This is a genomic window from Acidovorax sp. LjRoot117 (assembly GCF_964252695.1).
Lineage (GTDB): Bacteria > Pseudomonadota > Gammaproteobacteria > Burkholderiales > Burkholderiaceae_C > Acidovorax.
Genome location: NZ_CAXUPO020000002.1, coordinates 314,948 through 339,119, shown reverse-complemented (window position 1 = coordinate 339,119; position 24,172 = coordinate 314,948). Strand labels below are relative to the sequence as shown.

The following is a 24,172-nucleotide window of genomic DNA, read 5'->3' as shown; positions in this document are numbered from 1 at the left end:
CCCGGGGTTGCAGGTGTTACATCTGCGGCACACCGGCAATGCAAGGATTCCCTATGGGCATTCCGTCCCACCCGCCCTTGACGAGCGACAAGTCCGGCACGCGTATTGCATGGTCCAATTCACGTCCGCATCCCGCACGGCCCTGCACCGCCCCATCCATGTCGAGCTCCCCCGCCAGCCCCGTCCCGCCCTCCACACCTCTGCCAGTAGCCGCGGCACCCGCCGCCGTGCCGCACACGCTCACCGAGGACGCGGTGGCCATCTTCACCGGCGTACTGCTCATCTCTCTGGGCGTTGCGTTTTTCACCACGGCGGGCCTGCTCACCGGCGGCACCGCAGGCCTGGCTTTCCTGCTGCACTACGCCACGGGCATCGGCTTCGGCAAGATCTTCTTCGTGCTCAACCTGCCGTTCTACTGGCTGGCATTGCGCAAGCTGGGGCGTGCCTTCACGGTCAAGACCTTCATCGCGGTGCTGTTGCTGTCTCTGCTGACGGAAATGCAGTCGCAATGGCTCCAGTTCGCGCAGCTGCAGCCGCTGTACGCCGCCATCGCCGGTGGTTTGGTCACCGGCACCGGCTTTCTGGTGCTGTTTCGCCACCGCTGCAGCCTGGGCGGCGTGGGCATTGCCGCGCTGTACCTGCAAGACCGCTACGGCTGGCGTGCCGGCAAGGTGCAGATGGCGGTGGACTGCTGCATCGTGCTGCTGGCCCTGTGGACGGTGGAGCCCATGCGCGTGGCCTGGTCGATGGCGGGCGCCGTGGCGCTGAACCTGGTGCTGGCCATGAACCACCGGCCAGGGCGCTACATGGCGGTGTGAGGCGAGCCTTCGTCGCTGCCCGGCGCGTTGCCCCGCGCGGCCGCTGCCCCACTGGTTGCAGGCGCCATGAGCCGCTGCTCGATCTCTTCCATGGGCACGGGCCTGCCCAGCAGGTAGCCCTGCCACAGGTTGCAGCCGTGGCGCTCCAGAAAGGCGCGCTGCTCTTCGGTCTCGACGCCTTCGGCAATGACGTCGATGTCCAGGCTGTGCGCCATGCCGATGATGGTCTGCACGATGAGTGCATCGGCCTGCTGGATGCCGATGTTGCGCACGAAGCTCTGGTCGATCTTGAGCTGGTCCAGCGGCAGCCGCGTGAGGTACGCCAGCGACGACTGCCCGGTGCCGAAGTCGTCCATCGAAAACCGGAGCCCCAGCGCGCGCAGGGCGTGCATCTTGTCGATGGTGTCGTCCACGTTCTCGAGCGCCAGGCTCTCCGTCAGCTCCAGCTTGAGCTGCTCGGGCCTTGCGCCTGTCTCGCGCAGCACCGCCACCACCCGCTCCACGAAGTGCGCATGGCGGAACTGCCGGGCGCTCACGTTCACGGCCACCTGCAGTGACGATGTCGCCGGGTGGCCCTGCCAGCGCCGCAGCTGCAGGCAGGCGGTGCGCAGCACCCATTCGCCGATGGGCACGATCAGACCCGTCTCTTCCGCCAACGTGATGAACTCGAGCGGAGCCACCATGCCCCGCACCGGGTGGTTCCAGCGGATCAGCGCCTCGGCCCCCACCATGCGCAGGCCGACGCCCATCTGCGGCTGGTAGTGCAGCACGAACTGGCCCTGCTCCAGCGCCACGCGCAAATCGCCTTCCAACGCAGCGCGAGCGGTGACCGCCGCCTGCATCATGGGGTCGAAAAAGCGGATGCTGTCGCGCCCCGCCGTCTTAGCGGCGTACATCGCCAAATCGGCATGCTTGACCAGGTCTTCCACCGTCTGGCCCTGCGCGTCGAACAGCACGGCGCCCACGCTGGTGGTGCTGTGCACGTGGTGGGATGCCAGATGGTAGGACTGGTTGAGCGCCAGCAGAATCTTCTCGCCCACGGCCTGGGCCTGCTCGGCGGCTTCGGTGGCCTGCGCGCCCAGGTCCTCCAGCAGCACCAGAAACTCGTCGCCCCCGAGCCGCGCCACCGTGTCGCCCTCGCGCACGCAGGCGGACAGGCGCTGCGCGACTTGCTGCAGCAGCACATCGCCCATGTCGTGGCCCAGCGTGTCGTTCAGGGTTTTGAAGTGGTCCAGGTCCAGGCACAGCAGTGCGCCCAGCATGCCGGTGCGGGCACTGGTGGCAAACGCCTGCTGCAGCCGGTCCATCATCAGGCGGCGGTTGGGCAGGTGCGTGAGGGCGTCGTAGAAAGCCAGCGTCTCGATCTCTCGGGCAGCCTGGGTCCGCTGGGTCAGATCGCTGAGCATGCCGACGTAGTGCGTCAGCACGCCGCGCCCGTCGCGCACCGCCGTGATGCCCATGGAGTTGAGCCGCACCTCGCCGCTCTTGCAGCGGTTCCAGATCTCGCCGCGCCATTCGCCGGTGGTGTTCAGGCTGGCCCACATGGCATCGAAGAACGATTTGTCGTGGTGGCCGGACGCCAGCAGGCTCGCCGGGCGGCCCACGGCCTCTTCCGCGTCGTAGCCCGTGAGCCGCGTGAAGGCGCGGTTGGTGCGCAGGATGATGGTGTCCGGGCCGGTCACCATCATGCCCTCCTGCGAGTCGAATGCGATGGCTGCAATGCGCAGCTCGCGCTCGTCGCGCCGGCGCGCGGTGATGTCCTTGCCCACGCCCCGGTAGCCTGCGAAACGGCCCTCGTCGTCGAATACCGGCGTGCCGCTGACGGACACCCAGTATTCCTCGCCCGACGGGGCGACGCGTTGGAATTCGAAGTCGCGGAATTCCTCGTGCCGGGCCAGCTGCGCGCGGTGTTCTGCCCACTGCGCATCGCTCACGCCCGGAGAGTTCACCTCCCAGCGGGTCTTGCCGATGAGCTTGGCAGCCTCCTGCACGGGCGGGCTTTCGGAGCTGCCCTCCAGCCGCGTGAGGCGCAACTGCGCATCCTGCTCCCAATACCAATCTGACGACAGCGCAGCCAGCGTGCGAAAGCGTGCCGCATTGGCCTGCAGTTGCTCGCGCGCCTGGTAGGCGTCAGTCACATCGCTGAACACCAGCACCACGCCGACGATCTGGCCTTGCGCGTTGAGGATGGGGGCTGCGCTGTCTGCGATCTGGTACTCGGCGCCGCTGTGCGAGATGAGCGTGGTGTGGTTGCTCAGCTCCACCACTTCGCCGCCCTCCATTACCAACTGCACGGGGTCGAGCTGCGCCTGCCGGGTGCTGGCATTGACCACACGGAACACATCCCGCAGCGGCCGGCCGATGGCCTCGGCCAGTGGCCAGCCCGTCAGGCGCTCGGCCACGGGGTTCATGCGCGTGATGTTGCCTGCTGCATCGGTGGCCATCACCGCGTCACCAATGGAATGCAGGGTGATGGCAAGGTTCTCTTCGCTCTGGCGCAGCTGGATCTCGGCGGCCTGCCGGGTGCGGGCCATGCGGTCAAAGCGCCGGCCCAGCTCGGACAGCTCGGCCACGCCCAGCGTGCGCTCCAGCGGCACATGGCGGCCCTGCGCCAGCTCGTCGGTGGCCGCAATCAGGCGCTGCAGGGGCCGGGTGACGGCGCGCCGCACACCGGCGCGCGCCAGCAGGAACGACAGCGCCACACCCATCAGCAGGAAGGCCATGTCGATCCACATGTGCTTGTTGGCCTCGGCGTACAGCGCCCCCAGCGGCACCGTCAGGCTCATGGTGGCCACGGCCTTGCCGCGCGATTCGATCAGCGGCTGGAACACCACCAGGTGCGGTACCTTGGCCGTGGTGCGCTGCAGCACGCCCTGCCCGGACTGCAGCAGTGCGGCGCTGAACTCGGCGTCATCGTCCAGCACCGATCCCAGCTCGGCGGGGTCGGGCGGAAAGCGGGCCAGCACCTTGCCGTCGGGGTCGGTCACGCGGGCCACGGCGCCTTCGGGCAGGCCCAGGTCGGACAGGCGCCGGCTCCACCACTCCAGGCCGACCACCGCCACGGCCGCGCCCACCGGCTGCGTACTGCCCGGTGGAATGACGGGAACCGCAAAGTTCACGCTCGCCACCTGCGCCGCCCGGTCGATCTGGAAGGCCCCGACCGAAAATTCGCGTTCGGTCAGGGCCCGCTGAAAGTACGGCCGGTTGGCCACGTTCACCGGCGCCTTGAGCGGGCGGGCATTGCACAGCAGTTCCCCGTCGGCCCGCGGCACGCCGATGTTCACGTACAGGGGCTGCAGGGCCAGCACCTCGGCCAGAAAGACGCCGCACGCAGGTTGCGACGGATCGTGCACCTGCGGCAGGGTGGCCAGCTTGCCCAAGAAGTCCTGGGTGTACTGGATGAGCCGCTCCTGGCCCGCCACCACCGCGCGCAGGGTGAGCTGGGCCCGCTCCTGGGCGGCCGACACGCCTGCCAGCCGGTGCTCGCTGGCCTGGTGCACCACCAGTGCCGCGGCGGGGAGCGATGCCACCAGGATCAGCCAACGGATTCTGGCGGAGAGGGTGCTCCAGAGTGCGGCGATCCGAGGCGGCCACGAAGGCATCAGCGACCTTTCAGGGGGACGGGGCTTCTTTGCGGGGGGGCATGGTTGACCATCGACAGCGCCGGCGCCAGCGGCCGGACAGCGTTTGTCCATCCTAATCAACTCCGCGCGAAATATGTACTCATATTTGCGCATGGCATCGGCAGAGCCACGTGTAGGAAGACGCCCTCACGGCTGGCCGGGTGGCAGGCGTGCGGCAGCGCAACAACGTGCGGGGCTCCCGTATCATCACGGGATGCGTCGCGGCTTTTACTTCGTGCTGATGGTGGTGCTGGTCCTCAGGGGCCTGATGGGCACTGCCATGGCCGCAGGCATGCTGCCGTCGGTCCCCGCCGGCCCGGCACCTGCCCCGGCGCACGGCGCCACAGGGGCCCACGCTGCGCCAGCCTCCGCGTCCCCGGCCGCACCCGCGGCAGCGGCGCACGGTTTCAGCCCGGCCATCGTGGGCGTACCGGAGGCCGGCCATGAACAGGGGCATGACCACGATCACGACCACGGCCACGATCATGACCACGGCCAGGCGCCCACAGAGGACTTGCCGGCCGTCGCCTGCCACGGTGCAACCGACGCCACAGGCGGCTGCAACGCGCACAGCCACCACACCAGCACCTGTTCGGCCTGCGACATCTGCCACTCGGCCATGCTCGAAGGCCCGGCGGCGCTGAGCCCCGCGCCCATACCGCAACGCTCGGGCCTGCCCCGCGCGTTCGCGCAGTTCGTCAGCGCCCCTGCGGCGCGCGCCATCAAGCCCCCCATCGCCTGATCTCCAACGCCCGAAGTGCGTCTGCACTCGGGGCCTGTGGCGCCGGCACGGCGTGACTGCGCAGTTGGAGCGGCGACTTTCCCCCTGCTGACCGAGGCACCAGCCTGCACACCGCAGCGCTGCAGCCCACGGAACGTGCGGGGCGGAAAGCGCACTGCTGCAACGCGTGCGATCACACCACCGGGCGCCCCCAGGCCCCGACACCCCGGCTGCGTGCCCGCACCAGCCTGCAGCGCTCCCACGATTTCGTTGTCTGGAGATCTCCATGCGCTTTTCTGCACACCCATTTTTTCTGCGGACCTCGCGGCACACCGCACACCTTGCGCTGATGGCGCCCTTGCTCGCGCCGCTGGCCCTGGCAAGCCCCGCAATTGCCCACGCTGCGGGCGCTGGCACCGAGCCCGCCGCCCACCACGGCGCCGCAGACCCCGATGCGCCCAGCGCCCCGCTCACCTACCAAAACCTGGGGCCGCAACCCCCTGTGGCCCATGCCGCAGCGCAGCCCCTGCCCTGGCCACAGGCCAACCAGGCAGTGGCCGCATTTCCCCGCGGCCACGCGGACATCCTGGCGTGGGAGGCCCGCGAGCGAGCGGCGCGCCGGCCCGCCGCGCCCGGTGCCGGACCTCAACACCACCCCGCAGCACCGGGGGGCCAGCCATGAACCGCAGCACCCTCCCCGCCGCAACCGCGGTACGCGCTGGCCGCCACGCCCCCTGCCGCTGGAGCCTGCTGGCCGCGGCAGCCCTGCTCGCCGGCTGCGCCAGCGTGTCACCCGACGGCCTGCGGGGCGACGTGGCCGCGCTCACCGCCCACCGCACCGGCAGCACATCCCGGGCGGCATTGCCTCCCGTTGGCACGGCAGCCAGTGCGCAGGCACAGCAGGCCGTGCAAGCGCTGCTGGCAACGCCCCTCACCCAGGATGCTGCCGTGCGCATCGCACTGCTGAACAACCCGGGGCTGCAGACACGGCTGGCCGCGCTGGGTGTGGCCGATGCCGAGCGCGTGCAGGCCATCACGCTGCCCAACCCGCATGTCTCGCTCGCGCGGCTCCAGAATGCCCATGAGCGCGAGATAGAACGCAGCCTGGCGTTCAACCTGCTCGACCTCGTGACGTTGCCTTGGCGCACCGAGCGGCAGGCCGAGCGCCTGCAGATCGCCACGCTGCAAACGGCGCAGCAAGTGGTGGTGCTGGCGGCCGACACGCGGCGCGCCTGGCTGCGCGCCGTGGCGGCGCAGGAGGTGGCCGGCGCGCACGACCGCATGGCAGCGGCGGCCCAAGCGGGGACCGAGTTGGCCCGCCGCATGGTGCGCGCAGGCAATTGGAGCCGACTGCAACTGGCCCGCGAGCAGGCCGTGCTGCACGCGGTGAACGCCCAGCACGCCCGTGCCCGGCTGGCAGCCGCCACAGAGCGCGAGCAACTGAGCCGCCTGATGGGCCTGTGGGGCCTGGCGGCGCAGCAGTACACGCTGGCCGACCGACTACCCGCGCTGCCTGCCGACCCGCTGCCTGCGGAGGGCCTGGAGGCCACCGCGCTGCGCGAGCGCCTGGACGTGCAGGCCGCGCGCCGCCAGCTCGACACGGACGCCCGCCAGCAGGGCTGGCGCCGCGCGGGCGCCGTGTTCGGCGACATCGGCCTGGCCTACCAGCGCAACACCGCGGCAGAGCGCGACACCGGCCACCGCGAGATCACCCGCGGGTGGGAGCTGGACCTGCCGCTGCCCTTGTTCGACTGGGGCGGCGCTGCCCGCACCCGCGCCCAGGCGCAGACGCAGCTCAGTGCAGCGCAGTTGCAGGACACCGCCGTGCGCGCCCGCGCCGAGGTGCGTGCCGCGTGGCTGACCTACCGCACCGCGCTCGACCTGGCGCACCAGCAGCAGGGCGAGGTCGTGCCGCTGCGCCAGTTCATCACCGACGAGACCACCCTGCGTTACAACGGCATGCTCGCCAGCGTGTGGGAGCTGCTGGCCCAGGCGCGCAGCAGCACCCAGGCCGTGGCCGATGCGATCAACGCTCAGCGCGACTTCTGGCTGGCCGAGACCGACCTGCAACTGGCCCTCACCGGCACATCCACCGGTACATCGCCCGAGTCCCTGCAAGGCCTGCCTTCCGGCGCCGCAGCCCCCTCCACACCACAAGGCCATTGACCATGAACCGCCGCCATTTCTTCTCCGGCGCGGCCACAGCCGTGGCCGCCGCATCGGTGGGCACCGCGGCCCTGGCCGCACTGCCCGAACCCGCCGTGCAGGCGAGTGCCGACACCGCGCCCCCGCTGCACCCGCCCACCGGCAGGCCCTACCACCCCGTGGTCACGCTCAACGGCTGGACGACCCCGTGGCGCATGAACGCAGGCGTCAAGGAGTTCCACCTGGTGGCAGAGCCCGTGGTGCGCGAGGTCGCCCCGGGCTTCGTCGTCAACATGTGGGGCTACAACGGCCAGAGCCCCGGCCCCACCATCGAGGTGGTCGAGGGCGACCGCGTGCGCATCTTCGTGACCAACCGGCTGCCCGAGCACACCACCATCCACTGGCACGGCCAGCGCCTGCCCAACGGCATGGACGGCGTGGGCGGGCTCAACCAGCCGGCCATTCAGCCGGGCAAGACCTTCGTCTACGAGTTCGTGGCGCGCCGTCCCGGCACCTTCATGTATCACCCGCATGCCGACGAAATGGTGCAGATGGCCATGGGCATGATGGGCCTGTGGATCACGCACCCCAAGGCTGCGCATCCGCTCATTGCTCCGGTGCAGCGCGACTACGCGTTCCTGCTCAACGCCTTCGACGTGGAGCCCGGCGCGCGCACCCCCAAGGTCAACACCATGCTGGACCACAACATCTGGTGCTGGAACAGCCGCGCCTTCCCGGCCATCAGCCCGCTGGTGGCGCGCCAGGGCGAGCGCGTGCGCATCCGCGTGGGCAACCTCACCATGACCAACCACCCCATCCACATCCACGGCCACGAGTTCGAAGTCACCGGCACCGACGGCGGCCCCGTGCCGCGCAGCGCGCGCTGGCCCGAGGTGACCACCGACGTGGCCGTGGGCCAGATGCGGCAGATCGAGTTCATTGCGGACGAGCCCGGGGACTGGGCCTTTCACTGCCACAAGAGCCACCACACCATGGGCGCGATGGGGCACGACGTGCCCACCATGATCGGCGTTCAGCATGAAGGCCTGGTCGGCCAGATCCAGAAGATCGTGCCCGACTACATGGTGATGGGCGAGCGCGGCATGGCCGACATGGGCGCCATGGAGATGCCGCTGCCGGAGAACACCTTCCCCATGATGACCGGCACCGGCCCCTACGGCCCGCTGGAGATGGGCGGCATGTTCACCACCTTCAAGGTGCGCGCCGACCAGGCGGCGGGCGACTACCGCGACCCCGGCGACTACCCGCAGCCGCCCGGCACCCAGGCCTATGAATGGCAGGGCACGCCCGCCAGCACACCCCCTGCCCCACGCACCAGCAACCCGGGCACCGCCCCGGGGGCGCCCAACGCCCGCAAGCCCGCGCCCGGCGGCCACGCGCACTGACCACGGAGATCCATAGCCATGAATGCTATTCAATTGATAGCTGCTTGCGCTCTACTGGCAAGCGGTAGCGCCTCTTTTTCTCATGAAAACACACCGCACCACACCCGCAGCGCGCCCGCAGCCAAGGAGCAAAAGGCCTGGGGCATCGCAGGCGACGACCGGGCGGTGGCCCGCACCATCACCATCCGCATGACCGACGACATGCGCTTCACGCCCAGCCGCATCGTGGTGCGTGAAGGCGAGACCGTGCGCCTGCGCGCCGAGAACAAGGGCCGGGTGCTGCACGAGATCGTGATCGGCACCCGGGCCGACCTGGATGCGCATGCCGAACTGATGGCCAGGCACCCCGGCATGGAGCACGACGAGCCATACATGGCCCATGTGGGCGCGGGCCAAAAGGGCGACATAGTGTGGCAGTTCAACCGCCCCGGCGATTTCGACTTTGCCTGCCTCATCCCCGGCCACTACCAGGCAGGCATGACCGGGACCATCACGGTGAGCCCCCCCCTGAGGCGCTGCGCGCCTTCCCCCAGAGGGGGACGCCACCGGTGGCCCGGCAAAGCCGGTTCCACGGTGGCACTGGCGTTGTGCTGTGCCGGTTTCGACCGGCGGTAGCGGATTGAGGTCCCACGGACACGGAACATTCACGAACGCAGAGAGAAAGAAGGCATCCCATGCAACACCCCGCAACCGGCAACCGCCGCACCTGGCTGGCCCGCAGCGCGGGCCTGCTCGTCGCAGGCGCCCTGCCCCTGGCCACACCTGCAGCGGCCCCCACCCCCCTGGAAGTCTGGAAAGACCCGAACTGCGGCTGCTGCCAGGACTGGCTGGACCACATGCAGGCCCATGGCTTTGCCGTGAAGGTCCATGACACGGGCAACAACGCCGTGCGCGCCCGCATGCGCCTGCCGCCCCAGCTGGGCTCGTGCCACACCGCGCTGGTGGGCGGCTATGTGGTCGAAGGCCATGTGCCCGCCAGCGACGTGCGCGCCCTGCTGCAGCAAAAGCCCAAGGCGCTGGGCCTGGCGGTGCCCGGCATGCCGGTGGGCTCGCCCGGCATGGACGGCGCCGCCTACGGCAACCGCCGCGACCCGTACGACGTGCTGCTGGTGCTGCGGGACGGCAGCACCCGCGTGTTCAACAGCTACCACCGAAAGGCATCCACATGACGAACATCGCCATCACCCTGGCCGCCAGCCTGCTGATCCTGGCGTCGGCTCCTGTCCTCGCGCAGGCCCCGGCACAGGCCTCTGCAGCCACGGCGAGCGACAGCCACAGCGCCCAGGGCGCCCACGGCACCCACAGCACCGACGGCGCGCAGCAGCCGGCATCGGCGGCCGCACAGGCACCGCTGAGCGAGGGCGAGATCACCCGCTGGGACCCGCGGACCCTGCGCGTCACGCTGCGCCACGGCGAGATCCAGAACCTGCAGATGCCGCCCATGACCATGGTGTTCCGCGTGCAGGACGCGGGCGTGGTGGGCAGCCTGCAGACGGGCGACAAGGTGCGGTTCCGGGCCGAGCAGGTGGGCGGTGCCTACCATGTGGTGCACATCGAAAAGGCGCCATGACCTGGCCCGCCGGGCATTGACGCAGCGCCAGCGCGGCGCGGCACCAGGGCTCCATAATCGGCAGCCATGAGTTCCCACGCACTGGCCGGCGACGCCGGCAGCATCACCCGCGTGGCCGGCATCGAAGTCGGCCACTTCACCGAAACCCGCCGCCCCACCGGCTGCACCGTGATCATGACCCGCGACGGCGCCGTGGGCGGCGTGGACGTGCGCGGCGCAGCGCCCGGCACCCGCGAGACCGACCTGCTCGACCCCTCCAACCTGGTGGACAAGGTGCACGCCATCATGCTGGCCGGCGGCAGCGCCTGGGGGCTCGATGCCGCCAGCGGCGCGGTGCGCTGGCTGGAGGAGCGTGGCATCGGCTTCGACGTAGCCGTGGGCCGCCTGCCCATCGTGCCGGGGGCCGTGCTGTTCGACCTGCTGGTGGGCGACATGCGCATCCGCCCCGATGCAGCAGCCGGCTACGCCGCGTGCGACGCCGCCTCCACCGCCGACCCGGCCGAAGGCAACGTGGGCGCGGGCACGGGCGCGGCGCTGGGCAAGATCTTCGGTATACAGCGCGCGATGAAAGGCGGCATCGGCACCGCGTCCGTCACGGTAGATGGCGTGACGGTGGGCGCGCTCATTGCCTGCAACGCGCTGGGCGACGTGGTGGACCCCGACACCGCCCAGGTGATCGCCGGCGCCCGCACCGACGACGGCCTGCGCCTGCGCGACACGCGCCGCGCCCTGCTGCGCGGCGACCCGCCCCAGCCCTTGCTGGCGGGCACCAACACCACCATCGGCGTGGTCGCCACCGACGCCGTCATCACCAAGGTACAGGCGCACCGCCTGGCCGTGGCTGCGCACGACGGCCTGGCGCGCAGCATCAACCCGGTGCACACCATGTCCGACGGCGACACGCTCTTCAGCCTGGGCACCGGCCGTGCCGGCAAGAGCCTGGGCATGATGGTGCTGGCCACCATGGCGGCAGAAGCCACCGCCATCGCCACGGCGCGCGCTGCGCGCGCTGCGCGGTCCATCACGACGGCCGAAGGGCTCTACCTGCCTTGCGCGGGCGACCTGGGCAGATGAATGGCGGGGCGCCGCCGCCCTGCTCCTGTCTTCTCCATACCGCCGCGCCGAGCACCTGCATGCCGGCGTGCGCGATCCGATAGCTCAGCCGGTCGGCCACCCGGGGGCCGAAGCATTCATAGACCCAATGCCACGGTGGTTGGAAGCGTTCACATGCGTCCCGTGCGGCCAGCGCGCCGCGCGCTGCGCCGGGCCAGCCACAGCACCACGCCCGTCACGCAAAGCACCGTCACCGCCACGCCCAGCACGGTCACCAGGATGCGCCCCGGCAGCCCCGCGATGCGCCCGGAGTGCAGCGGAAACTGCAGGCGCATGAACAGGTCTCCCGCGCTGCCCTCGCCCGGCACGCGCTGCCCGACCAGGGCGCCCGTATCGCCGTCGAAGTACAGGCGCGGCGGGCCCAGGCCCGCCCGGCTGACGCCGGGCACGTAGAAATCGACGCCATACAGGCCGAACGCAGGCCGATAGGTCAAAAAGCCCGGCGGGTCGGGCCAGCCGCGGCGCAGGCCTTCGGCGCGCGCACGCTCCACGATCGCGGCCCTGTCGACGGTCGGTGGCACGGCGCGCTGCGCGGGGCCGCGCGGTACCCGGTCGTCGAAGGGACTCGGGCTGGTGCGCGAGATCAGGTTGACCAGCGGCTCCATCACCTCGTCGTGCAGGTTCATCGCCACCGACGAGACGGCCAGCACCAGCATGAGCGCCCAGGTCCACACGCCGCCCGAGCGGTGCAGGTCGAAGTTGATCGCCTGCCCGCCCCGCGCCCACCGGAATCGCAGCGACTTGCGCCAGGCCGACAGGCGCGGGAACGACAGCCACAGCGCGATGAAGCAGTCCACCGTCCACAGCATCGCCACCGCGCCCAGAAACCACACCGCCCAGTCCACACCCCAGGCGCGCGGCAGGAACAGGGTGTGGTGCAGCTTGTACAGAAAGGGCACGATGTTCTCGCGCGCCAGCGATGCCTCGCCCCAGGTGCGCCGGCCCTGCACCTGCGCGGTGGCAGGGTGCACGGCGATCTGGTCGAACCCCAGCGTGTACGGATTGCCGGTGGCGGGGTCGGCGCGGGGCTCCACCATCATCACCAGTGTCTGCCCCGGCGGCGCGGACAGGGGCAGAAAGCTCACCTGCCATTGCGGGTGCGCGGCCTCCACGCGGCGCGCGACTTCGGTGGCGGTCAGCAGCGGCGCGTCCGAGGGAACCGCGCGGTGAAAACCGGGGTTGAGCCAGCGGTCGAGTTCATGCTCCCACGCGATGACGGAGCCCGTGAGCCCGGCCACCGCCAGGAACACGGCCATGAACAGGCCCACCCAGCGGTGCAGCAGTACCAGCAGCTTGCGCATCAATTTGTCCGATGGAGGTCGCACCCGCCTGAGGCCTGCGCGCTGGGCGAGGCCCACGCCAGCGACCGCCGCGCAAGGGCCGCCCCAGCTGCACAGCAGCGTTTCACGTGCGTGCGCTGGCGGTGTCCCCTTTCCCGAATGGCGCAGCCATTCGAGAGAAGGGGGAAGGCGCGAAGCGACTCAAGGGGGATGCTTTAGAACCGGTACGCGGCGGCCACCCGCACCTCACGCCCAAAGCCCAGCGCGCAGAACTGCGCACCGCCCCGGAAGGTGTTGCACTGGGTCTTGTAGCGCTTGTCGGCCAGGTTGGTCACGTTGACCGACAGGCGCCAGGCGCCGACGTCGTAGGCGGCCATGGCATCGAACAAGGTGTAGCTGTCGTTCATGGGCAGCGGGCCGGTGGCCACGCGCAGCTCGCCGGGCGCGGCGCTGATGTGGCGCGCGCCCAGGGCGAGCTCCAGCGGGCCGCGCTGGTACTTGCCCCAGAGCGACGCCACGTGCTCGGGCGTGGCGCCAGGCCGCTCGCCCACCTCCAGCGCGTTGTTGCTGCGGGTGACCTTGGCGTTCAGGTACGTGTACGCGCCGATCACCGAGAAGCCGCCGCCCATGTCGCCCGAGCCCTGCAGTTCCAGCCCGCGGCTGCGCACTTCACCGGTCTGCACGTCAAAGCGCGGGTTGATGGTGGACGGCGTGCGCACGTTGCGCTTGCGCAGGTCGAACGCTGCGGCGCTGAGCGTGTAGCCCGCGTTGGCCGGCGCATAGCGCACGCCCACCTCGGCTTGTTTCGCCGTCTCGGGCTCGTACGGCGCTCCGTTGGCGTCCACTGCCGTCACGGTGGTCAGCGGCGGCTGGAAGGCGGTGTTGAAGCTCACGTACGGCGCCAGGCCGTTGGGCGCCAGGTAGATGGCGCCGGCGCGGCCGGTGAAGGCGCTGTCGCGCCGGTCCACGTGCGTGGTGGCGAAGGGCGCGGTGCCGGTCAGCCGCGCGTCGTACTGCGTGTCGATGTGCGCCGTGTCGTAGCGGCCGCCCAGGCTGACCACCCAGCGCTCGGAGAGCTTGATCTGGTCCTGCAGGTACAGGCCCACCTGGGTGTTGCGCGCCAGGGCCCGGTCGCTCAGGAAGTTGTCGGCCCAGTCGGGCTGCAGGTAGACCGGGTTCACCAGGTCGATGGGCGCCACCGCGCCATTGAGCGACTGGATGCGCCAGTCGAGCTTGGAGTGGTAGTAGTCCAGGCCCGCCAGCAGCTGGTGCGAGACGTCACCACTTTTCAAGCGCGCCTCGACGTGGGTGTCGACCACCAGGGTCTTTTCGGCATCGGGCCGCACCATGGCCAGGCGCGCCATGCTGCGCTGGTCGGCCAGCAGGCCGCGGTTGCGCATCTCCAGGCGGTGGTTGCTGCCATCGAGGTAGCGCAGGTTGTGGCGCACCGTCAGCGCGTCGTTGAAGGAATGCTCGAGCAGGTAGCCCAGCGAGTACGCGCGCTTGTGGTGGCCGGAGCCGGGGCCGTTGACGTTGATGCGCTCGTTGGCTGCGCCGAACGGCGTGTTGCGGTAGTAGGGAATGACGTAGCCGGTGTCGTCGTCCTGGTAGTGGGCCAGCAGCGTGAGCGTGGTGCGGTCGCCCTGCAGGGTGAGCGCCGGAGCCACGTAGGTGCGGTCGGCGCGCAGGCCGTCCCATTGCGTGCCGGCCTCACGCCCCAGCACCGTGAGGCGGCCGAGCACGGTGCCCGATGCGTTGAGCGCGCCGCCGATGTCGGCAGTGACCTGGCGCCGGTCATGGCTGCCCAGCTCCAGCCCCACCTCGCGCTGCATGCCGGCACGCGGGCGCTTGGTCACGGCGTTGATGAGGCCGCCCGGGGCCGACTGGCCGTACAGCACCGAGGCCGGGCCGTGCACCACCTCCAGCCGCTCCAGTCCATAGGGCTCCAGGTTGGTCATGAAGCCGTTGTGGATGAGGCGCATGCCGTCGCGGTACAGGCCGGTGCCGGTGAGGTAGAAGCCGCGCACCGAGACGTCATCGTCGGTGATGCCGTAGTCCGCGGGGCGCACGCCCGCGCTGTAGCGCACGGCCTCGGCCACGCTGGAAATCGCCTGGTCGCGGATCTGCGCGGCCCCGATGGTGGAGACCTGCTGCGGGGTCTCCAGCACGGGCACGTCCATCTTGGTGGCGCCCGCGCCGCGCGTGGCACGGTAGCCCTCCACCGGGCCCCAGGCGGATTCGCGGTCGGCCGTCACGCGCACGGCGGGCAACTGGGTGTCGGTGCCGGATGGCGACGACGCTGCGGCCGGACTGGCGGCTGCGCGGCGCAGCGTGTAGCCGCCACCCGAGCGCGCCACCGCCTCCAGGCCCGTGCCTGCCAGCAGCCGAACAAAGCCTTGTTCCACCGCCACGCTGCCCTGCAGCCCCGTGCTGCGCAGGCCGTCGGTCAGCGCAGGCTCGAACGACAGCGTGACGCCCGCAGCCCCCGCAAAGCGCGACAGCGCCGGGCCCAGGGGGCCTGCGGGAATGTCGTAAGTACGCGGTGCCGGTGCGGCCACGGTGCCTGCAGCGCCGGCGCCAGATGACTGGGCTCCTTGGGCCATGGCTTGGAATGGCAGTGAGGAGGCCGTCAGAGCCAGGCCGAGGCACAGTGCCTGTGCGGCGCGTGCGGGCGCTGTGGCCACAGCAGGGCGTGGATGGTGGTGGGCCAGCGGCGGCTGGCCGCGCAAAGCGTGCGGCCGGTGCGGCAGGTGCGATGCGTGTGATGGGTGCGCCATGCGCGTTCTCCTCGGAGTTGGTATCGGTCAGAAAGCGGTGTTCCGATACCTGCCGTGTGAACGCGAAAAAAGTGACACGGTCTTCATGATATTTTTCAAAGGCCGTCCATGGCGATGGACCCCATGCCCCGAACACCCCTCCCCTCGCCGTACGCCGCGACCGGTCGCAGGGCCGGGCCTCGTCAGGCCGGAACCAGCGTGACCCAATAACGCGTGCGCATGACCACCTGCACGGGCAGGGTCTCGCGCAGCATGGCCAGGATGTATTCGGTGTCCTGCAGCTGGAACGCGCCGGAGATGCGCAGACCCGCGACCTGCGGGTCGCAGCGCACCACACCCGGACGGTAGCGCGAGAGCTCGCTCGCAAAGTCGCTCAGCCGCATGCCGTCCGCATACAGCACGCCCTGCGTCCATGCCAGCGCTTGTTCGCTCAGCGCCGCCACAGCCTGCACGCCATCCTGAGTGAAGCTGCACTGATCTCCAGCGCGCAGCACCCGGCCCGTGCCCTGGTGCGGCGTGATCTCCACCGCACCCTCGGCCACCCCCACGCGCGCCTCGCCGGCATCGCCCAGCCGCACCGCAAACCGCGTTCCCAGCGCACGCAGCCAACCCTGGGGTGTCTCCACGCGAAAGCTGCGGTGGCCGCCCGCATCGGTCCCGGTGGTGATGAGCACCTCGCCCGCCCGCAGGCGCACCAGGCGCTCCTGCGGGCTGAAGGCGGCGTCCAGTGCGGTGGCGGTATTGAGCATGACGCGCGAGCCGTCGGCCAGGACCACGCTGCGCTGCTCACCGACAGCGGTGCGGTGGGCGGCCGTCCACTCCTGCCAGGGCAGGTGGCGCCAGCCCAGGAAGGCGGCCGTGGGGGCCGTGCCCACCCATGCCAGCACGCGCAGTGCGGCGCGCCGGTTGCCCCCGCGCCGCGCGGTGGCCAGCAGGGGCATCCCCAGAGGCGCGGGCACTGCGCCAAAAGTGCGGGACAGCCGCTCTGCCCGCTGCCAGGCCATTTCGTGGGCAGCGTCCTGCGCGCGCCAGCGTTCAAGCGCCTGCCAATCGGCCGGCTGCGCCTGGCCTGAATGAAGGCGCACCAGCCACTGCGCAGCCTCTCGCAGCACGGCGCGGCCAGGCGCGCTGGCGTCGTTGTCTGGTGGGCGGGCTGGGGATGCGCCCCGCCCTCGCCCTGCACCTTGCGGGTCTGCGTGTGGCGGCCCGCCGGCGCGGCCGTTCATGCCATCGCCAGCAGGCAGCATTCGAACCCCTGCGCCATGTAGCGCTTGACGGTGCGCTCGCTCACCTGCAGTTGTTGCGCGATCTCGGCATAGCCCAGGCCTTCGAGTTGCGACAGCAGGAATGCGTGCCGTGCCTTGGGCGCCAAGCCCTCCAGCATGGCGTCGATGGCATGGAGCGCTTCCAGAATGAGCGCGCGCTCTTCGGGCGATGGCGCCATGGGTTCGGGCATGAGCGCCAGCGCGTCCGCATAGGCCAGCTCCAGCGCCTGGCGGCGCCAATGGTCGCAGACCAGGCCCTTGGCGATGGTGGTGAGGTAAGCGCGAGGCTCGCGCAAACTTTGCAGCACCTGCGGCCTCAGCAACACCCGGACAAATGTGTCCTGCGCCAGGTCGGCCGCCTCGTCCCTGCAGCCGAGCCGCCGGTACAGCCAGGCACGCAGCCAGCCGCTGTGGTCGCTGTACAGCGTGTGCGGAGAGTGAACCTGACTGGCGTCAGCGGCGGTCATGCAGATCCAAGGGACAGAGGTGATGTTGCCGGAATTATATTGAGAATAATTCTCAATACCAAACAATGTCACCCCTCTTAAGTCACCCATCGCATGTAAACGCAAGGAATATCCGCGCAAAAAAATGTAAATAACAATACAAACAATTGATTATTGGCCGCAACTATCAATTAAAAACTGGACGTACGCACCGTTGCAGTGCACCCTGAGGCTGGACAGGTTCACCACGCAGGGCGCGCGTCAGTGTGTCTTGGCGTTTCTTCTTCAATTTTTTGTGGGGAGAAGGCAATGCGAGCATCACAAAGAGCGCAACGACCGGTTGGTTCATCGACGACAAGCGTCCGTGCGCACGGACTGCACAGCGTGCAGAAGCTGCGGGGCGCCAGCATCATCCTGGCCTGCTGCGCATGGGCGTGCACCGCTGGCGCGGACACCCTCACCGGCAATCTGCAATCCCAGATCCAGCTCACGGCCGGCTGCATGATTGCCGGCAGCTCCGGGGCGGCATCGGGGGTCAACTTCGGTACGCTGGACTTCGGCACACGGCCCAGCACCTTTACCGGCACGGTGCAGGCCTCGGCATCCGGCGGCGAGAGCGTGTCGGGCCCTACGCAGCTGGTGTGCTCGCCGGATGTGCTGGGCATCAGCATCCAGGTCGGCCCTGGCAATTACGCGGGCCTGGGCGGTGCCATCGGTGCCGGCACCCGGGCCATGCGCAACGGCAACACAGCGGCCTACATCCCCTACGACGTCTTCCGCGACTCCGGCCACACCCAGGTCTACCCACTGGCTGCGGCCATCAACGGTATCGCGGTGCCCGCCAACGGCGCGGCGTTTCCGCTGCCGATCTACGGTCAGATCAACAAGACCGACCCCACGGCACTGCCAGCAGGCATGTACATGGATACGCTGCAGGTCACTGTGACCTACTGATTCTTTCGTGCCTCTTCCACCGTAGGGCACGGGTGGGACTTCCCACCACCCAGAGCCCCCCGGCAACACCACGGCTGCGCACGGCAGCCACAGGGAGATCCCGATGAAGAAAATCATGCAGGCCATTGCAGGGGTGAGGCTGCGCGCGAAGCGCCTCACCAGTGTGCAAACACCGCTCCGGCTGGCGCGGGCATCGCGCCTGGCGCTGCTGGTGCTTCCAGCGGCTGCGCTGGCGGCCACCATCCCGACCAGCCCCACGTTCACGGTGTCGGCGTCGGTGGTGCGGGGCTGTGTGGTCTCCGGCAGCACCAGCCAGGTCAGCGGCATTGCGTTTGGCAGCATCAACTTCGGCAGCCACCCCGCGCTGCAGTCGGGCACCATGCAAACCATGGCCGGCAGCAGCATGGGAGGCCAGGCCAAGCTGGTGTGCACCCCTGGCACCGCCGTGCAGATCAGCATCGACGGCGGGCAGCACGGACAGGGCGTGCAACGGCGCATGTCCAACGGCGCAGGCAAGTACGTCCCCTACAACCTGGATCTCGTGCAGGGCGCGCCAGCCCCGCTGGTGCCCAATGTGCCGGTGGGCCTGGTGATCGACGCCACGCCGCTGGCCCTGCCCGTGCGCGGCACCGTCACGCTGCCGGGCTCTACGGCCGCAGCGGGCATCTATGCGGACACCGTGCAGGTGACGCTGTCATGGTGAGCGCATTGACCACCGATGCCACCGTGCGCCCCTGGCGCACCGCCGCGCGGTGGCTTTGCGCACTGGGGCTGGCCCTGGCCGCTGCGGCGCCCGTGAATGCCGCCACGCCGCTGATGATCTGGCCGGTGGACCCGATGATCACCGAGGAGCAGCAGGCCGTGGCCGTGTGGGTGGAAAACCGGGGCGTGGCCGCGGTGTCGCTGCAGGTGCGGGTCATGGACTGGAGCCAGACCGAAGGCGAGGAGTTTCTCTCGTCACAAAAAGAGGTCGTGGCAAGCCCCCCGATCAGCGTGATCCCGCCGGGCAAGCGGCAGCTGGTCCGGCTGATCGCGTCGCAGCCCGTGCCACCCGAACTGGAAGTGGCATACCGCGTGCTCATCGACGAGCTGCCTGCACCCGATGACCAGTCCGGATCCCCCACACAGGATGAAACAGGCATGGGCATACGGCTCAAGGTGCGCTACGCCATCCCGCTGTTCGTGTACGGCCGCGGCGCGCAGCCATTCAGGGCCACGCATTCGCAGGCACAACGCGGCAGCAAGGGCAAGCCGCTGCCGCCGGACCTGACGTGGAACACGGTCAAGGACGGCAAGGCGCACCGCCTGGTGGTGCGCAACAAGGGCAAGGGGCATGCGCGCATCACGGCCGTGCGCTGGGGCACCCGGGCACCGCGGCCTGATGTGACCATCAATGAAGGCCTGATGGGCTATGTGCTGCCCAACAGCCTGATGCGCTGGGAACTGGAGGCGCCACCGCCCGGCGACCCGGTGCTCAAGGCCAACATCAACGGGCATGAGACCCTTGTGCCCCGTGGCGAGTAGTGAGCGCGCCTCCCTGTGGATCCGCGCCGGGCGTGCCCTGGTGGCCAGCAGCCTCGTGCCGGCGCAGATATCGGCCGGCACCGTGACAGCACCGGCCCCGCCCGCGGACCACCCTGCTGCGGCACCGGTGCAGCATGCGCTGGCGGTGCCGCCCGCCATGCCGTCCGCTGCACCGCCCCAGTCGCCGTGGGATGCACCTGCGACCGCGTGGCCGCCGCCTCCCGGCGCTTCGCTGCTGTACCTGGATGTGCAGATCAACGGGCAGCCCCAGGGGCAGCTGGTGGAGGTAGTGCAGAACGGGGACGATTTCGAGATCGAGGCCGAGACGCTGCGGCGCATGCACATCCACAACGCCCAGCCGCGCAACACGCGCCTGGCGGTGAACCGGCTGCCCGGTGTGTCGGTGGAATACGAGCCGCTCACCCAGCAGCTGTCGCTGACGGTGCCACCGCAGTGGCTGCCCATGCAGCGGCTGGCCGACGAGACGCCGCAGGAGTCGCCCGACAGCACCACCGGCAGCGGCTGGCTGCTGAACTACGACATCTACAGCACGCACTCGCGCAGGCACTCCCTCACGTCGCTGTGGTCGGAGCAGCGGTACTTCAGCCCCGACGGAGTGGTCTCCAACACCGGGCTGGTGCGCCTGCAGGTGCGCGACGCCACCCGCGGGTATGTGCGCTACGACACGCGCTGGACGCGCACCGACACCGGCACCGCCACCGAGGCGATCTATGGCGACATCGTCAGCGGCTCCCTGCCCTGGAGCACGTCGGTGCGCCTGGGCGGTGTGCAGTGGTCGCGCAACTTCGGGGTGCGGCCCGACCTGGTCACCTATCCCCTGCCCCAGTTTGCCGGCCAGGCCGCGGTGCCGTCGGCGGTGGACCTGTTTCTCAACGGATTCAAGGCCTTCAGCAACCGGGTGGCGCCCGGTCCCTTCACGCTCAGCGAGATGCCGCTGGTCAGCGGCGCGGGCACCGCGTCGGTGGTCACCACCGACGCGCTCGGCCGGCAGGTATACACCACCATCCCGTTCTATGTGCACCGCGAACTGCTGCGGCCCGGGTGGACGGACTATTCGCTGCCGCTGGGCGCGCTGCGCCGCGACTACGGCGTGCGCAGCTTCTCGTATGGTCGGCCCGTTGCCACGGGCGTGTACCGCCAGGGGCTGTCGGATGTACTCACGCTGGAGGCCCAGGCCCAGGCGGGCAAGGGCCTGGGCGTGGCCGGTGTGGGGGGGCTGGCGGGGCTGGGCATGATGGGCATCGCCAACGCGTCGATCACCCGCGGCTACACATCGCGCTCGGGCAGCGGCTGGCAGTACAGCGCCGGCTGGCAGTACAACACGCAGCGTGCGGGCATTTCGCTGCAGCAAAGCGGGCGCACGGCGCGCTTCGGCGATGCCAGCACCTACGCGGACGACGGCTATCAACTGCCCAGGAGAACCCGCCAGTTGAACCTGAGCTGGACGCTGGGCCGGGGGGCGGTGTCCGCAGGCTGGCTGGACACACGCGACGCCCGCAGTGAGCGCAGCCGCATCGCGTTTGCCAGCTACAGCACGCCGCTGCGCGGCAACACCTACCTCACCGTGACGGCCGGGCGCACGCTGGAGACCGGCGAGAACCAGTTGCGCCTTCAGTTGACGTACTTTCTGGGTGACAACGCCAGCGCGCAGCTGGCGTCCGGCAAGACCCGCGGCTCGACCCAGACCTATGCCAGCTACCAACGCTCGCTCCCCACGGAAGGCGGATGGGGCTGGAACGCGTCGCACACGCTGTCGGGGGGGCCCGAGCGCTACGGCCAGGCCTCTGTGCAATACCGCAACGCCACGCTCGCGGTGGAAGGCGGCGTGAGCACGAGCGCGGGCCAGACCATGCAGTGGGGAGGACTGGCCGGGTCGCTCGGGGTCATCGACGGGCACGTGTTTGCGGCCAACCGGGTGCACGACGGCTTCGCGCTGGTGTCCACGCAGGGCATGCCCGACGTGCCGATCATGTACGAGAACCAGCTGGCGGGCTACACCAACGCCCAGGGCTACCTGCTGGTGCCCAGCGTGCCCGCCTACTACCCCGGCCGTTACGCCGTGGACCCGCTGACGCTGCCGCCCGATGTGGACATCCCGGCGCTGGAGCGGCGCATGGCGGTGTCGCGCAACGCGGGCATGCTGGTGCAGCTGCCGGTGCTCAAGATGCGCACCGCCACCATCACCCTCGTCGACCAGGACGGCAAGCCCGTGCCCGCCGGCAGCGCCGTGCACCACGCGCCCGGCGGCATGCACACCGTGGTGGGCTGGGACGGCGTGGTGTACCTCACCGTGCTGCATCCCCGCAATCAGCTGACGGTGCGCACCCCCGAAGGCACCGAGTGCCGGGCTGAATTCAGCGAGGCCGACTACGCCGCGGCCCGCGACCTCGTCGTGCCCTGCTCGAAGCCCGCAGCCGGTGCGCAGAAAGGAGCCCCCCGTTGACCCGACCCGACACCCTGCCGGCGCCGCCGCCCACCACCACAGAGCCGTCCATCGACCCGATGGCCGCGCAGACGCCTCCCGGCAACCCTCGCACGCCATCTGCCAACGGAGCGTGGGTCACCCGATGCCCAGGGCATGTTCTGCGCAAGGCCTGTTCAACGCGCTGGCGCGGCCTGGGGCTGGCAGCGGTCCTGGCGACGTGCTCGCTGCAGGCCGCAGCCGTGTGCACCCCGGTGGAGAGCAGCGGCGTGCTCGGATCGCACCCGTCGCAGCGCGTGCGCACGGGCTCGCCCATCACATCCACCGCGGAGTTCCGGTTTGGTTGCGGCACCGTGGTGCTGGCCCTGCTGTCGGCCCCCACGCTGAAGGCCAAGATCACCACGCCGGTCACAGGCCTGACCCTCAAGAACACCACCAACAGTGCCATCACCGTGCCCTACGAGATCGCCCCGGTGGGCGGCGGCACCTACACGCCGGGGCTGCTGATCCTCGACCTCAACAACACCAACGTGGTGTCCTTGCTGAGCAACAACCAGGCGATCATCGGCATCAAGATCAGTACGCTCACGGGCGCCAACGTGCCCGCCGGTACCTACACCGACAACATCACCGTGAACTGGACGTACGCCAACATCTGCGAAGGCGTTGCGGTGGGCAACGCCTGCGTGGGCAACCTGCGCACGGGCAGCACGGACCGCACCATCACTGTCACGCTGGTGGTCACGAACGACTGCACCATCACGGCACCCAACGTGCAGTTCGGCTCGGCACCGCTGCCCAGCGCCTTCGGCACCGTCTCGCAGAGCATCACGCTGCTGTGCACCAAGGGCATCACCTACACGGTCGGGCTGGACATGGGTTCCTACGCCAGCGGCGCGCGGCGCCAGATGGCCAGCGGTGTCAACCGGCTGCAGTACAACATCTTCAAGCAGGACCAGTCGGTCTGGGGGCCACTGGCCGGCGCACGCGTGTCCAGCCTGGGCGTGGCCGACGGGCTCACGCCCCAGGTGATCCCGTACACCGCCACCATCTATGCCGACCAGCCCGCCGTACCGCAAGGCAGCTACAGCGACAGCGTGAAGGTGGATGTGCAGTTCTGAGGGCTGCGCCGTACAGAACTCATTGCAAGGCCTTCGAACCGCAGCACAATATCCACACCCATGTCGGCCAACGCATCCACACAACGCCCGTGCCCCCCTGCATCATGCTGGCCGTACCCACCCAGACTGCAAAGAAGGAGAACTCCATGAAAGACCCGGCTCTTCGGAAACACGCCTGGCTGCTGTGCCTGCCCTTGCTGGTGAATCCTCTGGGCGCGCAGGCCCAGGACCCACTGGTGGATCTGCGCTCCAACGGCAGCTACACCTCCTACCGCCTTCCAGACGACACCACCCAGGTGGACTTGGTGGAGCAGACGCAGGGGGCCTGCCGCTTCAACCGCACCTGGGGCTACGACCTCACCAACCGCGAGCTGTGGACCAACGGCGGCTGCGGCGGGCGGTTCAAGGTCTCGCGCAGCTATGCCTCAGGCAACAACAATGGCAGCAGCTCCAACGCCGGTGCCGCGGTGGCCGCCGTGGCAGCCATTGCGGGCATCGCCCTGCTGGCCAATCACAACCGGCACGACGACGACCGGCGCCCCGAGTACCCGGACCCTGGCTACGGCGGCCGGGGTGGCGAGATCCGTGTGGACGGGCGCCTGTGCCTGGATGTGAGGGGCGGCAAGTTCCAGCCCGGCACCACGCTGCAGGTGTATGAATGCAACGGCACCGCATCCCAGCGGTTTGCAGTGGGACGCGGGGGCGAGATCCGCGTGCGCGACCTGTGCGTGGATGTGGACCGCGGCGACCCGCGCGATGGCGCGCGGGTGGTGCTGTGGTCCTGCTCGGGCTCCCGCAGCCAGAGCTGGACGTCGCGCGGCGGCCAGATCGTGAGCAACCTCAACGGCAAATGCCTGGACGTCGAAGATGGCCGCGTGCGCCAGGAAGCCGCTGCCATGGTGTGGTCCTGCAACCGCAGCCCCAGCCAGCGCTGGTGGTGGTAAACAAGGGAGACAAGCACCATGA

General features: G+C 69.7%; 19 protein-coding genes and 1 pseudogene. 15 read left to right on the top strand and 5 right to left on the bottom strand.

Translation table 11 applies throughout. The annotated features are described in order from the left end of the window. Positions 1-158 precede the first annotated feature (158 nt). The gene (locus ACSQ3D_RS06895) at positions 159-818 is read left to right on the top strand and encodes a YitT family protein (RefSeq protein ID WP_436126364.1); all 660 of its coding nucleotides are present in this window, start codon (positions 159-161) and stop codon (positions 816-818) included. Here the strand turns inward: ACSQ3D_RS06895 and ACSQ3D_RS06890 are convergent. Then, on the bottom strand, positions 803-4,348 hold the full coding sequence (locus ACSQ3D_RS06890; RefSeq protein WP_436126363.1) for an EAL domain-containing protein: 3,546 nt from the start codon (positions 4,346-4,348) through the stop codon (positions 803-805). The two genes, ACSQ3D_RS06895 and ACSQ3D_RS06890, sit on opposite strands and share 16 nt — an antisense overlap. Before the next feature lie 307 nt (positions 4,349-4,655). On the opposite strand from ACSQ3D_RS06890, the gene ACSQ3D_RS06885 reads away from it, so the two are divergent. The 8 genes and pseudogenes from ACSQ3D_RS06885 to ACSQ3D_RS06850 all read left to right on the top strand — a co-directional run bounded on the left by ACSQ3D_RS06885 (position 4,656) and on the right by ACSQ3D_RS06850 (position 11,357). Further along, complete coding sequence (locus ACSQ3D_RS06885) at positions 4,656-5,183, top strand: hypothetical protein (RefSeq protein ID WP_436126362.1); 528 nt, start codon at positions 4,656-4,658, stop codon at positions 5,181-5,183. 328 nt (positions 5,184-5,511) lie between these two features. Next, the gene (locus tag ACSQ3D_RS06880) at positions 5,512-5,844 is read left to right on the top strand and encodes a hypothetical protein (protein WP_436126361.1); all 333 of its coding nucleotides are present in this window, start codon (positions 5,512-5,514) and stop codon (positions 5,842-5,844) included. Continuing rightward, a complete protein-coding gene (locus ACSQ3D_RS06875; protein ID WP_436126360.1) occupies positions 5,841-7,328 on the top strand; it encodes a TolC family protein in 1,488 nt (495 codons plus the stop codon). Before ACSQ3D_RS06880 ends, ACSQ3D_RS06875 begins: the two co-directional genes overlap by 4 nt. 2 nt (positions 7,329-7,330) lie before the next feature. Next, positions 7,331-8,713, top strand: a complete 1,383-nt coding sequence (locus ACSQ3D_RS06870; RefSeq protein ID WP_436126359.1) for a multicopper oxidase family protein — start codon at positions 7,331-7,333, stop codon at positions 8,711-8,713. 18 nt (positions 8,714-8,731) lie between these two features. Next, a pseudogene (locus ACSQ3D_RS06865) lies at positions 8,732-9,214 on the top strand (cupredoxin domain-containing protein); the annotation flags it as partial. A 173-nt stretch (positions 9,215-9,387) separates the two neighbouring features. Beyond that, positions 9,388-9,882: a DUF411 domain-containing protein gene (locus ACSQ3D_RS06860; protein WP_436126358.1), complete on the top strand. Its 495-nt coding sequence runs from the start codon at positions 9,388-9,390 to the stop codon at positions 9,880-9,882. Beyond that, the gene (locus ACSQ3D_RS06855; protein ID WP_436126357.1) at positions 9,879-10,283 is read left to right on the top strand and encodes a copper-binding protein; all 405 of its coding nucleotides are present in this window, start codon (positions 9,879-9,881) and stop codon (positions 10,281-10,283) included. The genes ACSQ3D_RS06860 and ACSQ3D_RS06855 overlap by 4 nt, the downstream gene beginning before the upstream one ends. Positions 10,284-10,349: 66 nt before the next feature. Next, positions 10,350-11,357 (top strand): P1 family peptidase, encoded by a 1,008-nt coding sequence (locus tag ACSQ3D_RS06850; RefSeq protein WP_056421185.1) that lies wholly within the window; start codon positions 10,350-10,352, stop codon positions 11,355-11,357. A 149-nt stretch (positions 11,358-11,506) separates the two neighbouring features. On the opposite strand, the gene ACSQ3D_RS06845 is transcribed toward ACSQ3D_RS06850, so the two are convergent. The 4 genes from ACSQ3D_RS06845 to ACSQ3D_RS06830 form a co-directional block, all read right to left on the bottom strand. Next, entirely contained in the window at positions 11,507-12,697 is a 1,191-nt protein-coding gene (locus ACSQ3D_RS06845) for a PepSY-associated TM helix domain-containing protein (RefSeq protein WP_436126356.1), read from the bottom strand. Between the two features lie 194 nt (positions 12,698-12,891). After that, on the bottom strand, positions 12,892-15,279 hold the full coding sequence (locus ACSQ3D_RS06840) for a TonB-dependent siderophore receptor (protein ID WP_436126355.1): 2,388 nt from the start codon (positions 15,277-15,279) through the stop codon (positions 12,892-12,894). A 356-nt stretch (positions 15,280-15,635) separates the two neighbouring features. Further along, positions 15,636-16,679 carry a FecR domain-containing protein gene (locus ACSQ3D_RS06835; RefSeq protein ID WP_436126354.1) on the bottom strand — a complete coding sequence of 348 codons (1,044 nt, stop codon included), beginning with the start codon at positions 16,677-16,679 and terminating at the stop codon, positions 15,636-15,638. Further along, positions 16,676-17,185: a sigma-70 family RNA polymerase sigma factor gene (locus tag ACSQ3D_RS06830; RefSeq protein WP_436126353.1), complete on the bottom strand. Its 510-nt coding sequence runs from the start codon at positions 17,183-17,185 to the stop codon at positions 16,676-16,678. The genes ACSQ3D_RS06835 and ACSQ3D_RS06830 overlap by 4 nt, the downstream gene beginning before the upstream one ends. A gap of 363 nt (positions 17,186-17,548) precedes the next feature. Between ACSQ3D_RS06830 and ACSQ3D_RS06825 the strand changes: the two genes are divergently transcribed. From ACSQ3D_RS06825 to ACSQ3D_RS06800, 6 genes are all read left to right on the top strand, one after another. Further along, positions 17,549-18,118, top strand: coding sequence for a Csu type fimbrial protein (locus ACSQ3D_RS06825; protein ID WP_436126352.1), 570 nt, complete (start codon positions 17,549-17,551; stop codon positions 18,116-18,118). 103 nt (positions 18,119-18,221) lie between these two features. Continuing rightward, positions 18,222-18,821, top strand: coding sequence for a Csu type fimbrial protein (locus ACSQ3D_RS06820; RefSeq protein ID WP_436126351.1), 600 nt, complete (start codon positions 18,222-18,224; stop codon positions 18,819-18,821). Then, positions 18,815-19,642, top strand: a complete 828-nt coding sequence (locus ACSQ3D_RS06815; protein ID WP_436126350.1) for a fimbrial biogenesis chaperone — start codon at positions 18,815-18,817, stop codon at positions 19,640-19,642. Before ACSQ3D_RS06820 ends, ACSQ3D_RS06815 begins: the two co-directional genes overlap by 7 nt. Further along, positions 19,614-22,106: a fimbria/pilus outer membrane usher protein gene (locus ACSQ3D_RS06810; protein WP_436126349.1), complete on the top strand. Its 2,493-nt coding sequence runs from the start codon at positions 19,614-19,616 to the stop codon at positions 22,104-22,106. Before ACSQ3D_RS06815 ends, ACSQ3D_RS06810 begins: the two co-directional genes overlap by 29 nt. After that, the gene (locus ACSQ3D_RS06805) at positions 22,103-23,206 is read left to right on the top strand and encodes a Csu type fimbrial protein (protein ID WP_436126348.1); all 1,104 of its coding nucleotides are present in this window, start codon (positions 22,103-22,105) and stop codon (positions 23,204-23,206) included. The genes ACSQ3D_RS06810 and ACSQ3D_RS06805 overlap by 4 nt, the downstream gene beginning before the upstream one ends. Before the next feature lie 146 nt (positions 23,207-23,352). Beyond that, entirely contained in the window at positions 23,353-24,150 is a 798-nt protein-coding gene (locus ACSQ3D_RS06800; protein ID WP_436126347.1) for a lectin, read from the top strand. Positions 24,151-24,172: the final 22 nt, after the last annotated feature.

What these genes read in the sequence shown, in the direction of transcription:
- ACSQ3D_RS06830 (WP_436126353.1), bottom strand. Translation starts at nt 17,185, where the DNA reads ATGACCGCCGCTGACGCCAGTCAGGTTCACTCTCCGCACACGCTGTAC.
- ACSQ3D_RS06880 (WP_436126361.1), top strand. Translation starts at nt 5,512, where the DNA reads ATGGCGCCCTTGCTCGCGCCGCTGGCCCTGGCAAGCCCCGCAATTGCC.
- ACSQ3D_RS06815 (WP_436126350.1), top strand. Translation starts at nt 18,815, where the DNA reads ATGGTGAGCGCATTGACCACCGATGCCACCGTGCGCCCCTGGCGCACC.
- ACSQ3D_RS06855 (WP_436126357.1), top strand. Translation starts at nt 9,879, where the DNA reads ATGACGAACATCGCCATCACCCTGGCCGCCAGCCTGCTGATCCTGGCG.
- ACSQ3D_RS06840 (WP_436126355.1), bottom strand. Translation starts at nt 15,279, where the DNA reads ATGGCCCAAGGAGCCCAGTCATCTGGCGCCGGCGCTGCAGGCACCGTG.
- ACSQ3D_RS06895 (WP_436126364.1), top strand. Translation starts at nt 159, where the DNA reads ATGTCGAGCTCCCCCGCCAGCCCCGTCCCGCCCTCCACACCTCTGCCA.
- ACSQ3D_RS06870 (WP_436126359.1), top strand. Translation starts at nt 7,331, where the DNA reads ATGAACCGCCGCCATTTCTTCTCCGGCGCGGCCACAGCCGTGGCCGCC.
- ACSQ3D_RS06875 (WP_436126360.1), top strand. Translation starts at nt 5,841, where the DNA reads ATGAACCGCAGCACCCTCCCCGCCGCAACCGCGGTACGCGCTGGCCGC.
- ACSQ3D_RS06835 (WP_436126354.1), bottom strand. Translation starts at nt 16,679, where the DNA reads ATGAACGGCCGCGCCGGCGGGCCGCCACACGCAGACCCGCAAGGTGCA.
- ACSQ3D_RS06860 (WP_436126358.1), top strand. Translation starts at nt 9,388, where the DNA reads ATGCAACACCCCGCAACCGGCAACCGCCGCACCTGGCTGGCCCGCAGC.
- ACSQ3D_RS06885 (WP_436126362.1), top strand. Translation starts at nt 4,656, where the DNA reads ATGCGTCGCGGCTTTTACTTCGTGCTGATGGTGGTGCTGGTCCTCAGG.
- ACSQ3D_RS06850 (WP_056421185.1), top strand. Translation starts at nt 10,350, where the DNA reads ATGAGTTCCCACGCACTGGCCGGCGACGCCGGCAGCATCACCCGCGTG.
- ACSQ3D_RS06845 (WP_436126356.1), bottom strand. Translation starts at nt 12,697, where the DNA reads ATGCGCAAGCTGCTGGTACTGCTGCACCGCTGGGTGGGCCTGTTCATG.
- ACSQ3D_RS06810 (WP_436126349.1), top strand. Translation starts at nt 19,614, where the DNA reads ATGAGACCCTTGTGCCCCGTGGCGAGTAGTGAGCGCGCCTCCCTGTGG.
- ACSQ3D_RS06800 (WP_436126347.1), top strand. Translation starts at nt 23,353, where the DNA reads ATGAAAGACCCGGCTCTTCGGAAACACGCCTGGCTGCTGTGCCTGCCC.
- ACSQ3D_RS06820 (WP_436126351.1), top strand. Translation starts at nt 18,222, where the DNA reads ATGAAGAAAATCATGCAGGCCATTGCAGGGGTGAGGCTGCGCGCGAAG.